We start from the raw sequence: 18,009 nt of genomic DNA on the forward strand, positions 1-18,009 counted from the left end.
TAAGGAGCATTTACGATGGTTCAGTCGGCAGCAGACTTCAGGCAGTTGAAAGGGGTCGGCGCGATCCTCGGCAAACGGTTGTACGACGCAGGTTTTGACAGCTTCGCCAAGATCGCCCAGGCCGGAGAGGAAGGGCTGCGCAAGGTGCGCGGCATCAATACGCGCCACATCCAGTCCATCCTGCAACAGGCGACGGAGCTCGCCGGGATGGCTGAGGAGCATCAAAAAGCCCCGGCCCAGCAGATGCTCGCGCGCGTGAGCGAGGTGCGCGAGAAGGTGGAAAACCTGGCGCAGACCACGCGCGACCGGTTCGCGGAGCAGATGTCGGAGAAGTGCGGCAGAAAGCTCGGCTCGGACCTGGAGCGGATCGAGAACGCGCTCGAGCAGATGCAGGACGTCGGCCGCAAACGCTCGAAGCGCGTAGCAAAGGCGCTGCAAAAGGCCGGCAAGAAGGTGACCGGGCTGGAAGAGGCAAGCCTCAAGAAAGTGCGCAAGGGTTTCAAGAAAGCGAGAAAGGTTGTGCTGAGGGCCCTCGCCTAGCGATCCCCCCTCCCCTCCTACCGCAGTCCAAGGAGCAGCAGTTGAATAAAACCAGGCTCGCCGCGATAGACATCGGCACCAACTCCATCCGCAGCATCGTCATAGAGACCTCGGGAAACGGCAAATACAGGATCCTCGATGACGAGAAGGTACTGGCACGCCTGGGCGAAGGGCTGCACCAAACGGGCGCCATCGCGCCCGCGGCGTGGGAGCGCGCCATCGAGGCACTGACCCGGCAGAAAAAAATCATCGACGGCTACAAGGTTAGCGCCATCGACGCGGTCGCCACCAGCGCCGTACGAAAGGCGTCCAACGGTGCCGAACTGGTTCGGGCGATAAAGAAAAGCACCGGACTCGATATCGAGGTGGTCAGCGGCGAGGAGGAAGCGGAGCTTGCCGCCCTCTCGGCGCAGCATAACTTCGAGCTTGATGGGGTGCGTCACCTGATCTTCGACATCGGCGGCGGCAGCCTGGAGCTCATCTCAGCCCTCGGCACGCATACCGAGGAGATGCTCTCCCTTGAACTGGGCGCAGTGTTCCTCACCGAGAGCTTTTTAAAGAGCGACCCGGTGGTCGGCACGGAGCACCAGAAACTGCGCAAGCACATCCGCAAGGCGCTGAAGACCGCCTACACCGGCGAACGTAGCGGGATGCAGTGCCTGGTCGGCTCAGGAGGCACCGTCACCTCGATCGCCGCGATGGTCGCCGCGGCGCGCAAGGAGAAGTTCGACTCGCTGCACGGCTACGAGTTGCTGCGCTCGGAGGTCGTTCATCTGCTGGCCATGCTGGCCAGAAAGAGCGACAAGGAGAGACGCGCCATCCCGGGGCTCAACCCGGAGCGCTCCGACATCATCGTCGCCGGAGTGACCGTGGTGGACGAGCTGATGGACTTCTTCCAGGTGAACCACCTGAAGGTGAACGAGCGTGGCATCCGTGAGGGGCTCATCCTGCGCGGCCTGCGCAAACGAAACCTCCTGCCGGAGAAGAAACGGCGCTCCTGGCGCGACAGCGCGCTCGAATTCGCCCACTCCTGCCACATCGACGAAGGGCACGCCGAGCAGGTGGCGCGGCTCTCCTTGCAGCTCTTCAAGGCCCTCGCCCCGCGCTACGGCTGGGGTCCGAAGGAGATGCGGCTTTTGGATGCCGCCGCCATCATGCACGACGTCGGCTACTTCATAAGCTATTCGAGCCACCACAAGCACTCCTACCACCTGATCCGCCACGCCGAACTCTTCGGCTTCACGCCGCGCGAGCGCGAGCTGATGGCCAACATCGCACGGTACCACCGCAAATCGGTCCCGAAGAAGAAGCACGAAGAGTTCACCCGGTTGTCCCCGGACGACCAGCTACTGGTAGCCCGCCTGGGCGGCATCCTGCGCCTGTGCGACGGTCTCGACCGCCGCCGCAACGCCGTGGTACGGGAACTCGACTGCGCCCTCAGCCAAGACACATTGGCAGTAACCCTGAACGGTGAAGAAGAGATGTCCGTCGAGCTTTACGGCGCCAAGGCGAAGAGCGACCTGCTGCAGGAAGCCTGCAAGCTCAAGCTGGAACTCCATTCCGGAGCCACCGAAGCGTAGGGGACTGGCTCCGCAGGTGCCTGTCCCCTTTCCCCCCTACGTGCGTTGCTGATCGAGAACACAAAAGCCGGAAGGTCGACTTGCGACCCATCCGGCTTTCCTGTTAAAGGCTCCCTGATCAATGCCAGCGAGGATTGGAGGTGTGGTTACGCGCCTTTAAAGCAGAAAGAAGGCGGCAATGATGATGACGAGCCCGCTGGTTATTCTCACCGGTGTCAATACGAACAACCGGTGCACGCGGCTATAAAGCATCGGCAGCAGATCCAGAACGAAATGCAGAGCCACCAGCAGTAAGACAATCGATAGTATGAACTCGTGGCCATAGCTTAAGTATCCCATTGGCCACCTCCTTCTCTTGGCGGAAACGGTGTCTGACCCGCCCCCGTTTCGGGGTCCGCCGTCTGTTGCCAAACATGTAGCATAGAGGATGCCAGGGCAGCATAGGGGTGCAGGTTTATTCGCTGCGTTGAAAAGGTCGTAAATACGGCCATCAAGGCCCCGCGCCCGTTCATCGGCTGCGACCTTTACAGCCAAGCAAGTAAAGTGTAAAGCATTTCGACACTTTTTTTGAACAAAAGTGTCGAAAAGTTGAACAGATGCCCCGTTATATCCCCGCCTTCCTACGTGCTGTGACGGACTCGCCGCCGATTCCCCAGTTATCCGTATCCACCTCCTCGATGACCACGACCGTAGTAGCCGGGTTCTTGCCGAGGGTATCCACCAGCAGTTGCGTTACCCCCTTGATCAGCGTCGCCTTCTGTTCAGCAGTAGCGCCGTCTTTGGTGATCTTGATGTTGACGAATGGCATACGGCCTCCTGTTCAGTTTCGGTAAGTCCCGCTCCAAGAGCGGCGCGTACTGTACCACACAAATGTCATCACAAGCCAAAGGTAAATCTCGCCGTCCCTTAGCCCTTAGCCATGCTCAAGATGGCGTGTGAAGCTCGAGCAAAAATGGGAAGTCATCCGCCGATTTCGCATGGAAATCGACAGTTACAGGATCAAATCAACAAAGAGAGGGGGCAAACCGTCATATCAGAGCGCAAATCGACGAACTAGCACTACAATCGTCAAATCGGATGACCAAAACGACAGATTAAGAGGTCAAAGTGACGAATTAGAAGGGTGAAATTACAAATTAGAGGGGTAAAAGTGCAGATTAAAGGGCAAAGTGACAGATTAAGGAGTCAAAATGACAGATTAGCGATCAAAGTGGCAAATCAGAGGGTCAAGTGATTCATTCGGAGGCTGATGCACCCCCCTCACCCCGGGGGCAAAAGGGGACAGGTGTAAGATTATAAGTTTCTGTCCAACAACATACTCAGGTCATCACTATCTCACGCATCGCCAAAAAAACAATAAGCTGCGCGCTCGAACGGGGCAAAGGGGTCTGCCTCCGCGCCGCAACGTTGGGAGTCGGTGAAGCGGTAGTTTAAACGACAAGGGGAAGAAGGGCCGGAGCCGTTCTTCCCCTTTATTTTGGTAGGGTTTCCCCCTCCCCTGCCCTCCCCCTCCGGGGGAGGGAGTGCTTGAAGCGGCGGGTGTGAAATGCAATTGGGCTAAGCGAAGCTCGAGAAGGCTTCCTGCTCGGCGCCGGTGAACATGCGGTCGAGCTGCAACATAAGGAGCAGCTGCTCGCCGTGCTTGATGACGCCGCAGATGAAGTCCTGGTCGACGCCGCCTGCGGCGATGCTCGGCGGGGGCTGGATCTCGCCGCTGGATATCCTGATCACCTCGGAGACGCCGTCGACGATGAACCCCATGAGTTTTCCGTCGATGTCCATCACCATGATACGGGTGTGCTGGTCGTCCTCGGTGCTGTTCATGCCGAACCTGCTCCTGAGCGAGACGATGGGGATCACCTTGCCGCGCAGGTTGATGATCCCTTCCACGCTCGGAGGGGTGTTGGGGATATGGGTGATGGGGGTCATCCTGATGATCTCGCGCACCTTGAGCACCTCGACTGCGTACTCCTCCGCGCCGAGATTGAAGCTCACGAGCTGGATCAGCTCGCTGCTGGACTCACCTTTTTTGACCGGTAAATTTGCCGTAGACATCGCTTCCTCCGCAGTTGCCATGAATGTGTCGACCACTTAAGTAGATTGGCAGCGGTCACGCTTCCACTACTTTGTCTGACGTATCGGCACCTCTGCGCTTATCTTGAGGAGAAGTTATCGTAATCCTGCGCAGATACCGTTTACCGCTTCGGCTGCACCGGGCGCAGGCGCCAGATCCCCTCGTTGTACTCCGAGATGGTCCGGTCCGTTGAGAACTTGCCGCTGCGTGCGCTGTTGATGATGCTCATCCTGGTCCAGGCCTCCCGGTCGCGGTACCTGTCGGCTGCGTTGCGCTGAGCCTTCACGTAGCTGCGGAAATCGGCGGCGACCATCCACGGGTCGCGCGGGCTCATGATCGCAGCGATGATCGGATCGAAGATCCCCTTCTCGAACATGTTGAAGTGACCGCCGGATAGAAGCTGCATGACCCGCTCCAGGTCGGGGTCCGCCGCGACGATGCCTGCGGGGTTGTAGCAAGCGCGCTCCCTTTCCACTTCTTGGGCGGTGAGCCCGAAGACGAAGAAGTTATCGTCCCCCACCTCCTCGCGGATCTCGATGTTGGCGCCGTCCAGGGTGCCGATGGTGATGGCCCCGTTCATCATGAACTTCATGTTGCCGGTGCCGGAGGCCTCCTTGCCTGCGGTGGAGATCTGTTCGGAGAGGTCGGTGCCCGGGCAGATCACCTCCATGGCGGTGACGCGGTAATTCGGGAGGAAGGCTACCTTCAGCCGGTCGCCCACCTCGGGGTCGTCGTTCACCACGCGCGCGACGTTGTTGACCAGCTTGATGATCAGCTTCGCCATGTAATAGCCGGGTGCGGCCTTCCCGCCGATCAGCACGCAGCGGTTGGTCCAGTCCGCGGTGTCGCCACGCTTGATCCGGTCGTAGAGGTGTATCACGTGCAGTACGTTCAAAAGCTGGCGCTTGTACTCGTGGATGCGCTTCACCTGGACGTCGAAGAGCCCTTCCGTGTTGAAGGCGACGCCGCACTGTTCACGCACGAGGGCGGCCAGCCGCTCCTTGTTTGCCTGCTTTACCGCGTGCCACGACGCGCGGAATTCAGGATCATCGGCAAGGGGAGCGGCCCCGGAGATTTTGGCAAGGTCGGCCACGAAGCCGTCACCGATTCGAGAGGAGAGGAGCGTGGTGAGGCCCGGGTTGCAGCGCGCAAGCCAGCGGCGCGGCGTGACCCCGTTGGTCTTGTTGTTGAACTTCTCGGGCCAGAGTTCGTGGAAGTCACGGAAGAGCCCCTGCACCAGCAGTTCCGAGTGCAGCGCGGCGACGCCGTTCACCGAGAAGCTCCCGACGATGGCGAGATAGGCCATGCGGACCTGCTGCACCTCCCCTTCCTCGATGATGGACATCCTGGCCAAACGTTCCCCGTCGCCCGGCCAGCGCGCCGCAACCTCGGCGAGGAACCGGGCGTTGATCTCGAGGATGATATCGAGAAGCCGAGGCATGAGCTGGCGGAAAAGCGGCACCGACCACTTCTCCAGCGCCTCTGGGAGCAGGGTGTGGTTCGTGTAGGCCATGGTGTGCGTTGTGATGTCCCAGGCCTCGTCCCAGCCGAGCCCCTGCTCGTCCATGAGTAGCCGCATAAGCTCGGGCACGGCGCAGCTTGGATGGGTGTCGTTCAATTGGAAGCAGTTGCGCTCGGCGAAGTGGTGGAAGACCTTCCCCTGCCGGTAAATCCAACGCTCCATGACGTCCTGCAGGCTCGCGGAGGCGAGGAAGTACTGCTGCCTCAGGCGCAGGGCCTTGCCGTTCTCGCTCGCGTCGTTTGGGTAGAGCACCATGGTGATGTTCTCAGCCTCGTTCTTCATCGCCACCGATTCGGTGTAGCTTCCCGCGTTGAATTCGTCGAGGTCGAAGACGTCGGTCGCCGCAGCCTTCCATAGTCTAAGCGTGTTGACGGTCCCGTTTCGGTACCCGGGAATCGGGATATCGTAGGGGACGGCGAGGACGTCGTGGGTGTCGAGCCAGCAGTAGCTCACCGTACCGTCCTCGTTGCGCCGTATCTCGCAGCGACCGCCGAAGCGCACCCGTTGTGTGTACTCGGGGCGTTCCATCTCCCAGGGGTTGCCGTCTCTAAGCCAGTGATCGGGCTCCTCGACCTGGCGGCCGTCCTTGATGTCCTGGCGGAACATGCCGTATTCGTAGCGTATGCCGTACCCCATTACCGGCAACTGCAGCGTGGCGCAACTGTCCAGGAAGCAGGCGGCGAGGCGCCCGAGGCCCCCGTTGCCGAGCCCCGCGTCCACCTCCTCTTCGGCAAGTTCCTCGAGATCCATCCCGAGTTGCTGCATCGCCTCGCCGGTCGGACCGCAGATGCCTAGGTTCAAGAGGGCGTTCCCCATGGCGCGCCCCATCAGGAACTCGAGGGACAGGTAATAACCGGTTTTGCAGTCGGCGTTTATGTAGGCGTAGCGCGTGTTGTTCCAGCGTTCGATGAGACGCTCTCGGATGGTGTGGGCTATGGCCTGGTAACGGTAGCGCATGCTGCTGCAGTACTTGTCGCGCCCCAGGTGATGGCAGTAGTGGTGTATGAAATCATCCACGAGCCCCTGCCGGTCCATTGAAAGAGGGGAAAGGTCGCAGAAATCTAGCGAAGAAAGCGCCTTGGATTTCTTCTGTTTCATGTTGGATACTCCTTTTGCTGAGAACGCTGGTCCGAAAAAACGGTCCGGCACGTGATACTTCATTCGGCTTTATGGGGACAAACTTGAAGTTGCCAGTCACCCCCTCCCTTGACGGGAGGGGGGCCGGGGGTGGGTGAAGCAGCAAGCCGACGGAAATAATGGCACCGTCCCCCATCCCCTACCCCCCTCCGGGGGGAGGAGATGGACCGACGGGATTACCCCGGTTCGAAGAGCCTCGCGGCGACGCGCATCTGCTCGGGAGTGGCAAGGAGCAGTGCGATGTCGTCCGCTTGGAACTCCCATATCGGATCGGGGTTGGCGGTGATCTGGTCTCCCCTCTTGATGGCGACCACGGTGGCACCGGAGTGGGTGCGCAACAGCCCTCCACGCAGGCTCTCTCCTTCAAGCGGGGCATTCTTGCGCACCCGGAAGCTGCCTATCTCGGCACCGGAGAGAAAGCCCGCAATGCCGACGGCGTGGCTGTGGCGCTTGGAAGCGCTGCGCAACATATCGTAGCCGTCGCGCCTCACGTCCGCAATGCACTCCTCGATGACATCCTGCGGAATCAGGAAACGTTTGAGCACGCGGGACAGGATCTCCACCGAGGTTTCGAACTCCTCCGGAATCACCTCGTTCGCCCCAAGTTTGAAGAGCGGCTCCATCTCGAGGAGGTAGCGCGTGCGCACGATGACGTGAATGGAAGGGTTCATCTGGCGGACCAGGGCGGCGATGCGTCGACTGGCGGCGGCGTCGGAGATGGCGATGACGACGATGCGGGCGTCCCCTATCGCTGCGTGCTCGAGGATCTCCGGCTTGGAGGCGTCGCCGAAGATGATCGATTCCCCCTGGTTGCGAAGCCTGCGCACCGTGAAGGGGTTGGTCTCAATGATGACGCGGGGTATCTCCAGGTTCTTAAGCACGCCCGCCAGGTTCTTGCCGTTCACGCCATAGCCTACGACGATGACGTGGTCTTGAAGAGCAACCTTGTCGCCGTTTTGCGCCAGGCTGCTCCGACCGCGGGTCCAGTGGTGCGGCAATACTCCGATGAGAAAGTCCGCGACCGGTCCGGAGATCTTAAGGCAGAGCGGAGTCAAGGCCATGGTGGCGATCGACGCCCCTAGAAAGAGCTGGTACGTCTCGCGGGTAAGCAGGCCGTAGGAGAGCCCGCTTCTGGAAAGAACAAAGGAGAACTCGCCGATCTGGGCGAGGGAAAGCCCGGCGATCACCGCGATGCGCATGGGAAGCCCGAGGGCGAAACCGACCGCCGTGGTGAGCACGGCCTTGATGAGGATGATCGAGACGACGAGGCCGATCAGTAGGAGCGGGAACTTGAGCAGGATGACCGGCTTCAAGAGCATCCCGACCGAGATGAAAAAGAGGCTCATGAAGGCTTCCCGGAACGGCATGATGTCGCTTAGCGCCTGGTGGCTGTACTCGGACTCAGAGATGGCGAGACCCGCGATGAAGGCACCAAGGGCGAGCGATAGCCCCACCTGGGCGGTGAGCCAGGCCGTCCCCATGCCGATGAAGATGATGGAGAGGACGAAGAGCTCCCGGCTTCTCGTCTTCACCACCTGTTCGAAGAGCCACGGCACCACGAAGCGGGAGCCGTAGTGGGCACCGAGGACGACGGCGCCCGCCTTGGCCGAAACGACGGCGATATCGGCAAGCCCTTCCCCACCTCCGGCCAGAAACGGGGTGAAGAGCATGAGCGGAACGATGCAGAGGTCCTGGAAGATGAGGATGCCGAGCGCCGCCTTGCCCTGCGGGGTGTCCATCTCGCCTGCGTCCATCATGAGTTTCATGACGATCGCGGTGGAGGAGAGCGCGACCAGAAAACCGAAGAAGATGGACTGCGACAGGGGGAAATGGTCCAGGGACCCGATGACGGCGACCGCGATGATGGTTAGGGCGAGCTGCAGCCCGCCGCCGATCAGCACCATGTGGCGGATGCGCATGAGCTCCTTCAGCGAGAACTCCATGCCGATGGTGAAGAGAAGGAGCACTACGCCGTACTCCGCCATCTGTTCGACCTGGTGCGTGTTCCTGATGAAGCCGAGGGCGTAGGGACCGGCGAGGAAACCGGTGATCAGAAAACCGATGATGGAGGGAAGCCTCAGCTTGCGCAGCACGACCACGGTGAAAAGGGCAAGCCCGAAGAGAACGACGATGTCGCGTAAAGCGTGAAAATCCATGAAACCTCACTATGTTAATACTATTACCGATGCCATGATTGCCCCCTCCCCTTGCGGGAGGGGCGGGGGTGGGGGAACATGCCATCATTCCAGCATTTGGCAGCTCCCCCCCCATCCCCCTCCCGTCAAGGGAGGGGGGGCGCATCAACCGGTGGAGCTTGCCCGGCGGTGAGCCCGGAGCGGCCGATCTCCCGGTGCCGCAGGAACCACTTCGCCAGCTCCAGCACCGGGAAGATCGAACCCGAGGCGAGAATAATGACGCCCCAGTCGCTCCCGGTCAAGGAGAAGGTGCCGAAGGGACGGTGCAAAATCGGCAGGTACACCACCACGAGAAGCAGCGCGAACTCCCAGAGGATGGCCCCGTTCAGCCATCGGTTGGCGAAGGGACGCCGGAAAACCGAGTGACGGTCCGAGCGGAAGTTGTACGCCTTGAAAAACTGGATGAGCACCAGTGAGACGAAGGTCATGGTCATCGCCTCGCGGTCGGAGCACCCGGAGCTGCGCGCCCAGGCGAAAAGGAGCAGGTTGACCAGCGTCGACCAGATCCCGCCTACGAGGATCAGCGCCACCACTCCCCTGGTGAAGATGCCGCCGGAGGCGTTGCGCGGGGGGCGGCGCATGATGTCCGCCTCGGCCGGGTCGACGGCGAGCGCGAGTGCGGGGAGGCCGTCGGTGGCGAGATTGACGTAGAGGATCTGCACCGCGCTCAGGGGAAGGGGCAGGCCAACGAGCATCGCACCGGCCATGAGGCCGATCTCCCCGATGTTCGAGGAGAGGAGGTACATAAGGTACTTCCTGATGTTGTCGAAGATGCCGCGCCCTTCCTCGACGGCAGCCACGATGGAGGCGAAGTTGTCGTCGGTGAGCGTCATGGCCGCGGCCTCCTTACTCACCTCGGTTCCGGTGATCCCCATGGCGATGCCGATGTCGGCCTTCTTGAGCGCGGGCGCATCGTTCACCCCGTCGCCGGTCATGGCGACCACGTGCCCACGCTTTTGCAGCGCGCTCACCACGCGAAGCTTGTGTTCAGGGGAGACCCGCGCGTAGACCCGGATCACCTGCGCCTCGCGCTCGAGGTGGTCGTCGTCCATGGCGGACAGTTCGGCGCCGGTGACCACGCGGCCGTCCTCGATGAGCCCCAGTTCCCGCGCCACCGCTGCCGCGGTGACCGGGTGATCGCCGGTGATCATGACAGGGATGATCCCCGCCTCCCTGCAGGTGGCGATCGCCGCACGCGCCTCGCTGCGCGGCGGGTCGATCATGCCGACAAGCCCCAAAAAGGTGAGGCCGCTTTCCGCGTCGCTTCGCCCCGCCACGTCCTTGCGCGCGACCGCCAGCACGCGCAGCGCACCTTCGGCCATGGCGCGCGCCGCTTCCAGGTGCCGCCGTCGTGATGCGTCATCGAGCGCTCGCTCACCGTCCTCGGCAAGCTCCGAGGCGCAGGCGGCGAGCACCACTTCCGGTGCACCTTTCATGCAGGCGATGAGTGCGGCTCCGTCCCGGTTCAGGGTGGTCATGCACTTTCGCTCGGAGGTGAAGGGAATCTCGTCGACGCGCGGGTAGCGCGCGTGGAGCGCGTCCCTCTTAAAGCCCGCCTTTTCGGCCGCCACCACCAGGGCCCCCTCGGTCGGGTCCCCCTGCACGCGGTAGCGACCGGTCTCCTCATCAAGGACAAGGCGCGCGTCGCAGGCAAGGACCCCGATCCTCAAAAGCTCGGCGAGCTCTATCGAAGGGGGCACCACCCTCCCCTCGCGCAGGAATTCCCCCTCGGGGGCGTACCCGGAGCCGGTGAGCTCGTACCAAGTGCCGGCGGCGTAGCAGTTGCGCACCGTCATCTCGTCGCGGGTGAGCGTGCCGGTCTTGTCGGAACAGATCACCGTGGTGCTTCCGAGCGTTTCCACCGCGGCAAGACGGCGCATGAGCGCATGACGCCGCACCATGCGCTGCACGCCCAGGGCAAGCGAGATGGTGACCACGGCTGGAAGCGCCTCTGGAACGGCGGCGACGCCCAGCGCCACGCCGAAGAGAAGCATCGCAACGAGCGGCTCGCCGCGCCACAACCCGAGTACGACGATGGCCGCCACCACGGCAAGAGCTGCGCGCGCAAGGAGGTTCCCGACCCGGTCGAGGTTCTCCTGCAGCGGCGTCCTGCCGGTCTCGATGTGGGTGAGCATCCGGGCGATGGAGCCGAACTCGGTCCCCATGGCGGTGGCGACGACGACGCCGCGTCCGCGCCCGCTGCTCACCACGGTCCCTGCGTAGGCCATGCATTTTCTTTCGGCCAGCGGAACGTCCGGGCCGGCAAGGGGCGCGGCATCTTTCTCGACCGGCACCGATTCACCGGTGAGCGCAGCCTCGTCGAGCTGGAGGTTCACCGCCTCGACAAGGCGCACGTCGGCGGCGACCCGGTCGCCGGGGCGGAGCATGAGCAGGTCGCCCGGCACCAGCTCGCGGGCGGGGACGGTCGTCAGCTTCCCTTCCCTGATGAGCAAGGCCTCGGGGGCCGCCATCAGGCGCAGCGCCTCCAGGGCGCGCTCGGCACGGTATTCCTGGATGAAACCGAGGAGGACGGCGAAAAGCACGATCACGGCGATCGCCGCGGCCTCCATGGCGTGGCCAAGGAAAGCGGACAACAGGGTGGAAACCAGCAGAATCAAGATGAGAACGTTCTTGAACTGCCGGATGAGGACGGACCAGGGCGAGACCGAACGGGGCGGCTCCAACTCGTTGGGGCCGTAGCGGACCAGGCGACGCGCGGCCTCGGCGGCCGCGAGCCCGTCTGGAGAGCTCTCGAGCAGAGATAACACCTCTCCCGACGCAAGGGTATGCCAGGAGGGATGTTGCGTGTCCCTTGCGGTTTCGCCCACGGCAACTCCTAGGTACGCCGTCATACGGCGCTTAGTCGTCCCGGCAGCGCCGGATCATCTCACCTCGCGTATCGCCTGCCCGGGGCTCACAAAGGAGATCCCCTGCCCGGAAGTGGCGCCGATCATGACGCATTCCACGATGGGGGCGTTGACGGCGCGGTCGGCCTGCCACCTGACGATGAAGTTGGCCCCGAAGCCGCCCGCGGTGTCCTTCTCCTCGATATGGACGTAGGTGGTGGCAAGCGGAGCGAGCGAGAGCGGTTTGTCCTTTTCCTGGTAGCGCCGGATCAGCTTTCCGCTCGTGTCGTAGTATTCGATAGAGGTGATGCGTATCCAGGAGTTGGGATCGGTGTTCCTGACGCCAAGGGTTGCCGCCAATTGAAACGGCAGGCTGCGCGGGCCGGTGAAGACGTTGGAGTAAACCGGGACGTACACCGTCTGCCCCTTTGAGAGGCGAATCTCCTGGGTGGCGGAGTAACCGCGCATTGGTAGTGCGAGAAGTGCAAACAGCAGTGCGGTGGCGATAAGACGCATGGGGACCCTCCGTTTAATAGCATGTGGCATGGCCACGACAGGTTTTATAAGCTGCGCTGCGACAGCGCTGCATCATAGGATAGCAAAAAAATAGCACAGCCGCTGCCGCGACAGGATATTTTGCTGCAGCAGATACTAAAAACATCACTACGCACAGGATATGTCAGCTGCTGCGTGATCTAGTTATATGGGCCAATACGTGGTATGATCACGCGCTCGAACAGTAGGTACCAAACCGCATCAGGCGAATGCCATCCTGCGAAGCGGCAACCGGGATAAAATAGCGGACCGCCCCGGTTTTCATCGTGAGCCGCCGCTCCCTTCACAGGGGCGTCGCGTGAAGGCAAATAGGGATTTTCCCTTGACAAAGCCGCCTTCGGCGAAAGATAGTGGTCAGATGTTTACAGGACCCTGCTCCCGGCTCTTACACGAGAGCGCGACGGGAAGGAATCGGGCGGAAAGGCAGCGGCAACAGGTGAAAGAACATGTATAACGGCAAGGTGATCATTTGCGACGACGAGGTCGAGATCCTCAGGTATCTCAGCAAGATACTTTCGGCCAAGGGACTAGAGCTCGAGGTCTTCAGTTCCGGCACTTCCCTGATGAGCGTCATGGAAAACCGCGGCATGGACGACGCCGACCTGATGCTGCTCGACGTGAAGATGCCGGACGTTGACGGCCTGGAGATCCTGCAGCGCGTGAAGAGGATGAAGCTCGATGTGCCGGTGGTGATGATGACCGCCTACGCCTCGATCAACTCGGCCATCGAAGCGATGAAACTGGGCGCCTACGACTACGTCACCAAGCCCTTTCCCAAGGAGAAGATCTTCGGGATACTGGAAAAGGTGCTGGAGCGCAGGGAGCTTCTCAAGGAGAACTCGGCGCTCAAGGACGAACTCGGCATACCGTCGGGCGCCACCCCGCTCATCTTCGCCTCGGAGACCTTCCGCCGCGTGCACGACATGGCGATGCTCGTGGCGCAGAGCGAGTCGAACGTGGTGATCCTCGGGGAATCCGGCACCGGCAAGGAACTCATCGCGAGCCTCATCCACAACAACAGCCCCCGCGCGAAGGAGCGCTTCCTCACCATAAACTGCGCGGCCCTTTCCGACACCCTGCTCGAGAGCCAGCTCTTCGGGCACGTGAAGGGGGCCTTCACCGGCGCGATCAACGCCCAAAAAGGGCTGCTCGAAGCCGCCAACCACGGCACCCTCTTCCTCGACGAGGTGGGTGACATGAGCCCGGCCATCCAGGCGAAGCTTCTGCGCGTGCTCCAGGAGGGGGACTTCATCCCGGTGGGGGACACTAAGGCCAAGAGCGTGGACATAAGGTTCGTAGCCGCGACGAACAAGGACCTCGAGGAGGAGGTGCGCGAAAAACGCTTCCGCGAGGACCTCTTCTTCCGGTTGAACGTCATCTCGCTCCACCTCCCCCCGCTGCGCGACCGCGGCGAGGACATCGAACTGCTCGCGCGCCACTTCCTCGCCAAATACGCGGCGCGCATGAAGCGCGAGATCACCGACTTCACCCGCGAGGCGATGCAGCTGCTCAAATCGTACAACTGGCCCGGCAACATCCGCGAACTGGAAAACGCCATCGAGCGCGCCGCCATCCTCACCCGCGGCAACACCATCACCGCCGAGACCCTGCCGGTCTGGCGCACGGCCCAGGTGCCCGAACCGAAACAAAACGGCGGCAAAAGGCTCGTTTCACTGGAAACCATCGAGCGCGAGCACATCCTGCACGTCCTCAAGGCCTCCGGCAACAACAAAAGCCGCGCCGCGAAGATCCTCGAGATCGCCAGGCGGACCCTGGACCGCAAGATCGAAGAGTACGGCCTTGAAGACGAGGGGATCCGATGATGCTGCGACGCTTCCCGATCCGGGCCAAGCTCACGGTAGGCTCCGTCGCGCCCCTCTTCGTCGCCTTTTTCATCTGCTCCCTGGCCGGACTCTACATCATCAACGACAAGATCGCCGGCCAGGCCCAGGAGAAGGTCAGGACCGACCTTAACTCCGCCCGCGAGATCTACCGCAACGAACTGGAGCGGATCCGCGAGCTCATGGATCTGACCGCCACCAACCCCTACAACTCCTCCTCCATCGTCGCCGGCGAGGAAAGCATCCGGCAGCTGCTGCGCACCCGTCTGCAGAACAAGCACCTGGACATCCTGACCGCGGTGGACGCAACCGGCAAGGTGCTCTACCGCGCCCATTCGCCGCAACTGCGCGGCGACCGGCAGTCCACCTACTTCGTCGAACAGGCGCTCAAGGGGGTCGCCGTCACGGGGACCTCGGTGCTCACCCCGGAACAGCTCTCCCAGGAGGGGATCACCCTCGTCAACCGCGCCACCATCCCGCTCATCAGTACGCCGCACGCACGCCCGCGCGCCGACAAGAGCGAGCGCTCCGGTATGGTCATGGTCTCCGCCTTTCCCCTGAAGAACCGTGACGGTAAGGTGATCGGCGCGCTTTACGGCGGCATCCTTTTGAACAACAACAACGCCCTCGTCGACAAGATCAAGGACATCGTCTACGAGGGGGTCAAGTTCCGCGGGACCGACGTCGGGAGCGCCACCATCTTTCTTGGGGACGCCCGCATCGCCACCAACGTGCGCACCACCGACGGAGCCCGGGCGATCGGCACGCGGGTGTCGCAGGAGGTGTACCAGCGCGTCATCGTCGAGAAGAAGAAGTGGATCCGGCGCGCCTTCGTCGTTAACGACTGGTACTTCACCGCCTACGAGCCGATCCTCGACCTGCAGGGGAAGGCGGTAGGTTCGCTCTACGTGGGTATGCTGGAAAAGCCGTACACCCACATGCAAAAGAGCGTGAACTCGATCCTCTACCTGGTGCTCTTCCTCACCTCGCTGATCGGCATCGCGGTCTCCGGCTTCATCGGCACCCTGCTCGCCCGCCCCATCAAGGAACTGGAAAAACTCGCGCACCGTGTGGCCCGGGGGGAGCGCAACCTGCAGATCGAGGTGCACTCAACCGACGAGGTGGGCGATCTCGCCGAGGCCTTCAACCTGATGACCCGCGCCCTGGGGCGCCAGGAGGCGGAGATCGGGCTCTTGCACCGCGCCCTCGAGCTCAAGATAGAGGAGCGCACCGCGCAGCTGTCGGACAAGACGCGGCTTCTCGCCCAGACGCAGGCCGACCTCGCCCGCGCCGAGAAACTCGCCGACCTGGGGATCGTCGCCGCCGGCGTCGCCCACGAAATCAACACGCCGCTCGCCATCATCCGGGGGAACACCGAGGTCCTCGAGATGTGCCTTCCAACGGAGCACCCGAACCGCGAGGAGGTCGAGATCATCAGCCAGCAGACCGAGCGGATGGCGAAGATCGTCGGGAACCTGCTCACCTTTGCGCGCCAGAAGTCTCTCAACCAGCGCCAGTTCATGGTGCACGAGGTGCTGGACGACATCGTCTCCCAGATCAGGCACCAGGTCCCGATGGACGCCATTTCCGTCAAGTGGGAGTACGATCTGAACCTGGGTCCGGTCACCGGAGACACGGACCAGTTGCGCCAGGTGTTCAGCAACATCATACTGAACGCCGTGCAGGCGATGCTCCCGGACGGCGGCACTTTGAGGCTCACCACCCGCCCCCACGGCCCCGGCAACGGCTGCATCATCCAGATAAGCGACACCGGCAAGGGGATCGACGCAGAGCACCTGGAAAAGATCTTCACCCCCTTCTTCACCACCAAGGACAGCGGTACCGGGCTGGGGCTCTCGGTCTCCTACGGCATCGTCAAGGACCACGGAGGCGACATCAGGGTCTCGAGCACCCCCGGCATGGGGACCTGCTTCGAGATCGAGCTCCCCGGGGTGGACCCGATGGAGCAGCACGAAGGATAGCGACGACCGCCCGGGCGGCATGAGGGCAAGCTGCCAACTACTACGAAAAGGAGCCATCAGATGCACATCGAATGGACCAGCGACCTCGCCATCGGCGTGGACGAAATCGACAATCAGCACAAGGAGATCTTCAGGAGGTTCGACAGCCTTTTCGAAGCCTGCGGCGAGGGAAGGGGCAAGGAGGAAGTGCTCAAACTGCTGCTTTTTCTCGACGATTACGTGAAGGAGCATTTCTCCGCAGAGGAGCGCCTGCAGATGCGCAGCGGCTACCCGGATTACCCCGCGCACAAGGCGGCACACCAGCAGTTCGTGGCTGACGTGGAGAAGCTGACCAGGGAGTTCCGCGACGAGGGGGCGACGCTGCCGCTCGTGATCCAGACGAACAAGACCCTATCCTCCTGGCTCATCCAGCACATCAAGAGGGTCGACACCGCCTTCGCCGGGTACCTGCGCGAGCAGAAAAAGATATAGCCGCAGACAGCCGAGAAGCTCGCCGCGTCGAGCCTCGTCGAGAAACAAAAAGGTCCTCCCTTTATCAAGGGGGGACCTTTTTTCGTCATTGGCCGGGTTGGAAAGAAGCAGGCGGTCAAAGCTAAGGCGCCTGAGGTTTCCTCGCCTCGGGGGACTGCCCTTCCTTGCGCGCGCCGTCCTTACCCTGGCGGAAGGACTTCCGGTGCCGTGAGCGGCGGCTCCGCTCTCCGGCAGGCTTCGCCTGCTGGGGCTGCTGCGCACCACCCTTCTCCTTGTCCCGTTCCTTCTCCTTCTGGGGCTGCCCTTTTTGCTGCTGGTCCTTCTGCTGTTCGGGGCGGTTGGGTGACTTAAGCCGCGCGATCAGGTCGCGGGCCCAGTCTACGTCGCCGTCGCAGCATTCCTTGGCGACATACTGCACGTCATCGGGTGTCGCCTTCATCGTCTTTATTTTGAAGAGCCGTTCGATCAGGTCGCGCGACCAGTAGTACTCCCTGATGTATTTCTTGCCGTCGATTTCGTCGTAGCTGTATTCGGTGCAGGGAATGACGCTCTTCAGCCACTGCGGGGTAACCTTGAGACGGGCCGCGGCAGCCTCCTTCTCGTGGTGGTCGTGATCGACCTTCTTCCGGACGATGACGCCCCCTTCCGCCTTCTCCTCGACCACGGGCGTTTCCTGGGCCAGATGCGCAAGGTAACGGGTGAGGTCCTCCAGCGCGGCTTCGGAAAGAGCGGAGACCCGGGTGTCGGCGCGGTAAATGACGCCGGGACGGTCAACCCTGAAATCCACGGTCGCCTCGCTATCCCCCTCCTGCACCCCTACGCTCACTTCGAGATCGAACCTGCCGTCGGAAAGCTGTTCGGCAAGATCCCCCTCTGCGGCATCGAGGATGATGCCGGTCAGGCACTCCTTGAGAGGACCGTCGGTGACCCGGAAATAGGCATGGCCGTGCAGGTTGTTGAGCTGGTTCGTTACGCTTTGCAGATACTGTGATGTCATGGTGAAATTCCGTCCCGCCGTCCTTGTATTTCGTATCGGCCCGGGCTCGAGGCGCCCTGCCGCGTACAGCGTCTCTACCCTAACATAAGCCGGCGCATCTCGCAAAAAAAATGGGAGCCGGAGGCTCCCATACACGGTGAATAAAACAAAACTAATCAGTCAGCACACGCGGCACGAGCTGCCGCTACATTGAAACTCCTGCGATCTCCATTCAAAACATAGCATCAAAAGACATTGCATTTAAAAGAACATTACATACAACAAATCAC

13 protein-coding genes are annotated in these 18,009 nt (G+C 61.9%); 5 read left to right on the top strand and 8 right to left on the bottom strand.

All coding sequences use genetic code 11. The annotated features are described in order from the left end of the window. Positions 1–15 precede the first annotated feature (15 nt). The gene (locus D6Z24_RS08670; protein ID WP_129126195.1) at positions 16–540 is read left to right on the top strand and encodes a helix-hairpin-helix domain-containing protein; all 525 of its coding nucleotides are present in this window, start codon (positions 16–18) and stop codon (positions 538–540) included. A gap of 41 nt (positions 541–581) precedes the next feature. Beyond that, the gene (locus tag D6Z24_RS08675; RefSeq protein WP_129126196.1) at positions 582–2,120 is read left to right on the top strand and encodes a Ppx/GppA phosphatase family protein; all 1,539 of its coding nucleotides are present in this window, start codon (positions 582–584) and stop codon (positions 2,118–2,120) included. 156 nt (positions 2,121–2,276) lie between these two features. On the opposite strand, the gene D6Z24_RS08680 is transcribed toward D6Z24_RS08675, so the two are convergent. The 7 genes from D6Z24_RS08680 to D6Z24_RS08710 form a co-directional block, all read right to left on the bottom strand. Continuing rightward, complete coding sequence (locus tag D6Z24_RS08680; RefSeq protein ID WP_129126197.1) at positions 2,277–2,459, bottom strand: hypothetical protein; 183 nt, start codon at positions 2,457–2,459, stop codon at positions 2,277–2,279. Between the two features lie 265 nt (positions 2,460–2,724). Continuing rightward, complete coding sequence (locus D6Z24_RS08685; RefSeq protein WP_129126198.1) at positions 2,725–2,928, bottom strand: 2-hydroxymuconate tautomerase family protein; 204 nt, start codon at positions 2,926–2,928, stop codon at positions 2,725–2,727. Positions 2,929–3,677: 749 nt separating this feature from the next. Then, entirely contained in the window at positions 3,678–4,175 is a 498-nt protein-coding gene (locus tag D6Z24_RS08690; protein ID WP_129126199.1) for a chemotaxis protein CheW, read from the bottom strand. Positions 4,176–4,315: 140 nt separating this feature from the next. Further along, positions 4,316–6,814, bottom strand: coding sequence for a glycogen/starch/alpha-glucan phosphorylase (locus tag D6Z24_RS08695; RefSeq protein WP_129126200.1), 2,499 nt, complete (start codon positions 6,812–6,814; stop codon positions 4,316–4,318). Positions 6,815–7,029: 215 nt separating this feature from the next. Next, positions 7,030–9,009, bottom strand: a complete 1,980-nt coding sequence (locus D6Z24_RS08700) for a monovalent cation:proton antiporter family protein (protein WP_129126201.1) — start codon at positions 9,007–9,009, stop codon at positions 7,030–7,032. 125 nt (positions 9,010–9,134) lie between these two features. Continuing rightward, on the bottom strand, positions 9,135–11,876 hold the full coding sequence (locus D6Z24_RS08705; protein ID WP_246014615.1) for a cation-translocating P-type ATPase: 2,742 nt from the start codon (positions 11,874–11,876) through the stop codon (positions 9,135–9,137). Positions 11,877–11,930: 54 nt separating this feature from the next. Further along, positions 11,931–12,410, bottom strand: coding sequence for a DUF3124 domain-containing protein (locus D6Z24_RS08710; protein ID WP_129126203.1), 480 nt, complete (start codon positions 12,408–12,410; stop codon positions 11,931–11,933). A 485-nt stretch (positions 12,411–12,895) separates the two neighbouring features. On the opposite strand from D6Z24_RS08710, the gene D6Z24_RS08715 reads away from it, so the two are divergent. The 3 genes from D6Z24_RS08715 to D6Z24_RS08725 are packed head-to-tail and all read left to right on the top strand — an operon-like array spanning position 12,896 to position 16,743. Beyond that, positions 12,896–14,272: a sigma-54-dependent transcriptional regulator gene (locus D6Z24_RS08715; protein ID WP_129126204.1), complete on the top strand. Its 1,377-nt coding sequence runs from the start codon at positions 12,896–12,898 to the stop codon at positions 14,270–14,272. Then, complete coding sequence (locus tag D6Z24_RS08720) at positions 14,272–16,272, top strand: cache domain-containing protein (protein WP_129126576.1); 2,001 nt, start codon at positions 14,272–14,274, stop codon at positions 16,270–16,272. Before D6Z24_RS08715 ends, D6Z24_RS08720 begins: the two co-directional genes overlap by 1 nt. A gap of 60 nt (positions 16,273–16,332) precedes the next feature. After that, positions 16,333–16,743: a bacteriohemerythrin gene (locus D6Z24_RS08725; protein WP_129126205.1), complete on the top strand. Its 411-nt coding sequence runs from the start codon at positions 16,333–16,335 to the stop codon at positions 16,741–16,743. A 121-nt stretch (positions 16,744–16,864) separates the two neighbouring features. On the opposite strand, the gene D6Z24_RS08730 is transcribed toward D6Z24_RS08725, so the two are convergent. Further along, positions 16,865–17,740 (bottom strand): hypothetical protein, encoded by an 876-nt coding sequence (locus tag D6Z24_RS08730; RefSeq protein ID WP_129126206.1) that lies wholly within the window; start codon positions 17,738–17,740, stop codon positions 16,865–16,867. Positions 17,741–18,009: the final 269 nt, after the last annotated feature.

This window comes from Geomonas oryzae (genome assembly GCF_004117875.1).
Lineage (GTDB): Bacteria > Desulfobacterota > Desulfuromonadia > Geobacterales > Geobacteraceae > Geomonas > Geomonas oryzae.

Bases quoted from the DNA above. Each gene is read 5' to 3' on its own strand.
- D6Z24_RS08715 (WP_129126204.1), top strand. From the start codon at position 12,896: ATGTATAACGGCAAGGTGATCATTTGCGACGACGAGGTCGAGATCCTC.
- D6Z24_RS08695 (WP_129126200.1), bottom strand. From the start codon at position 6,814: ATGAAACAGAAGAAATCCAAGGCGCTTTCTTCGCTAGATTTCTGCGAC.
- D6Z24_RS08690 (WP_129126199.1), bottom strand. From the start codon at position 4,175: ATGTCTACGGCAAATTTACCGGTCAAAAAAGGTGAGTCCAGCAGCGAG.
- D6Z24_RS08680 (WP_129126197.1), bottom strand. From the start codon at position 2,459: ATGGGATACTTAAGCTATGGCCACGAGTTCATACTATCGATTGTCTTA.
- D6Z24_RS08685 (WP_129126198.1), bottom strand. From the start codon at position 2,928: ATGCCATTCGTCAACATCAAGATCACCAAAGACGGCGCTACTGCTGAA.
- D6Z24_RS08730 (WP_129126206.1), bottom strand. From the start codon at position 17,740: ATGACATCACAGTATCTGCAAAGCGTAACGAACCAGCTCAACAACCTG.
- D6Z24_RS08700 (WP_129126201.1), bottom strand. From the start codon at position 9,009: ATGGATTTTCACGCTTTACGCGACATCGTCGTTCTCTTCGGGCTTGCC.
- D6Z24_RS08725 (WP_129126205.1), top strand. From the start codon at position 16,333: ATGCACATCGAATGGACCAGCGACCTCGCCATCGGCGTGGACGAAATC.
- D6Z24_RS08670 (WP_129126195.1), top strand. From the start codon at position 16: ATGGTTCAGTCGGCAGCAGACTTCAGGCAGTTGAAAGGGGTCGGCGCG.
- D6Z24_RS08720 (WP_129126576.1), top strand. From the start codon at position 14,272: ATGCTGCGACGCTTCCCGATCCGGGCCAAGCTCACGGTAGGCTCCGTC.
- D6Z24_RS08710 (WP_129126203.1), bottom strand. From the start codon at position 12,410: ATGCGTCTTATCGCCACCGCACTGCTGTTTGCACTTCTCGCACTACCA.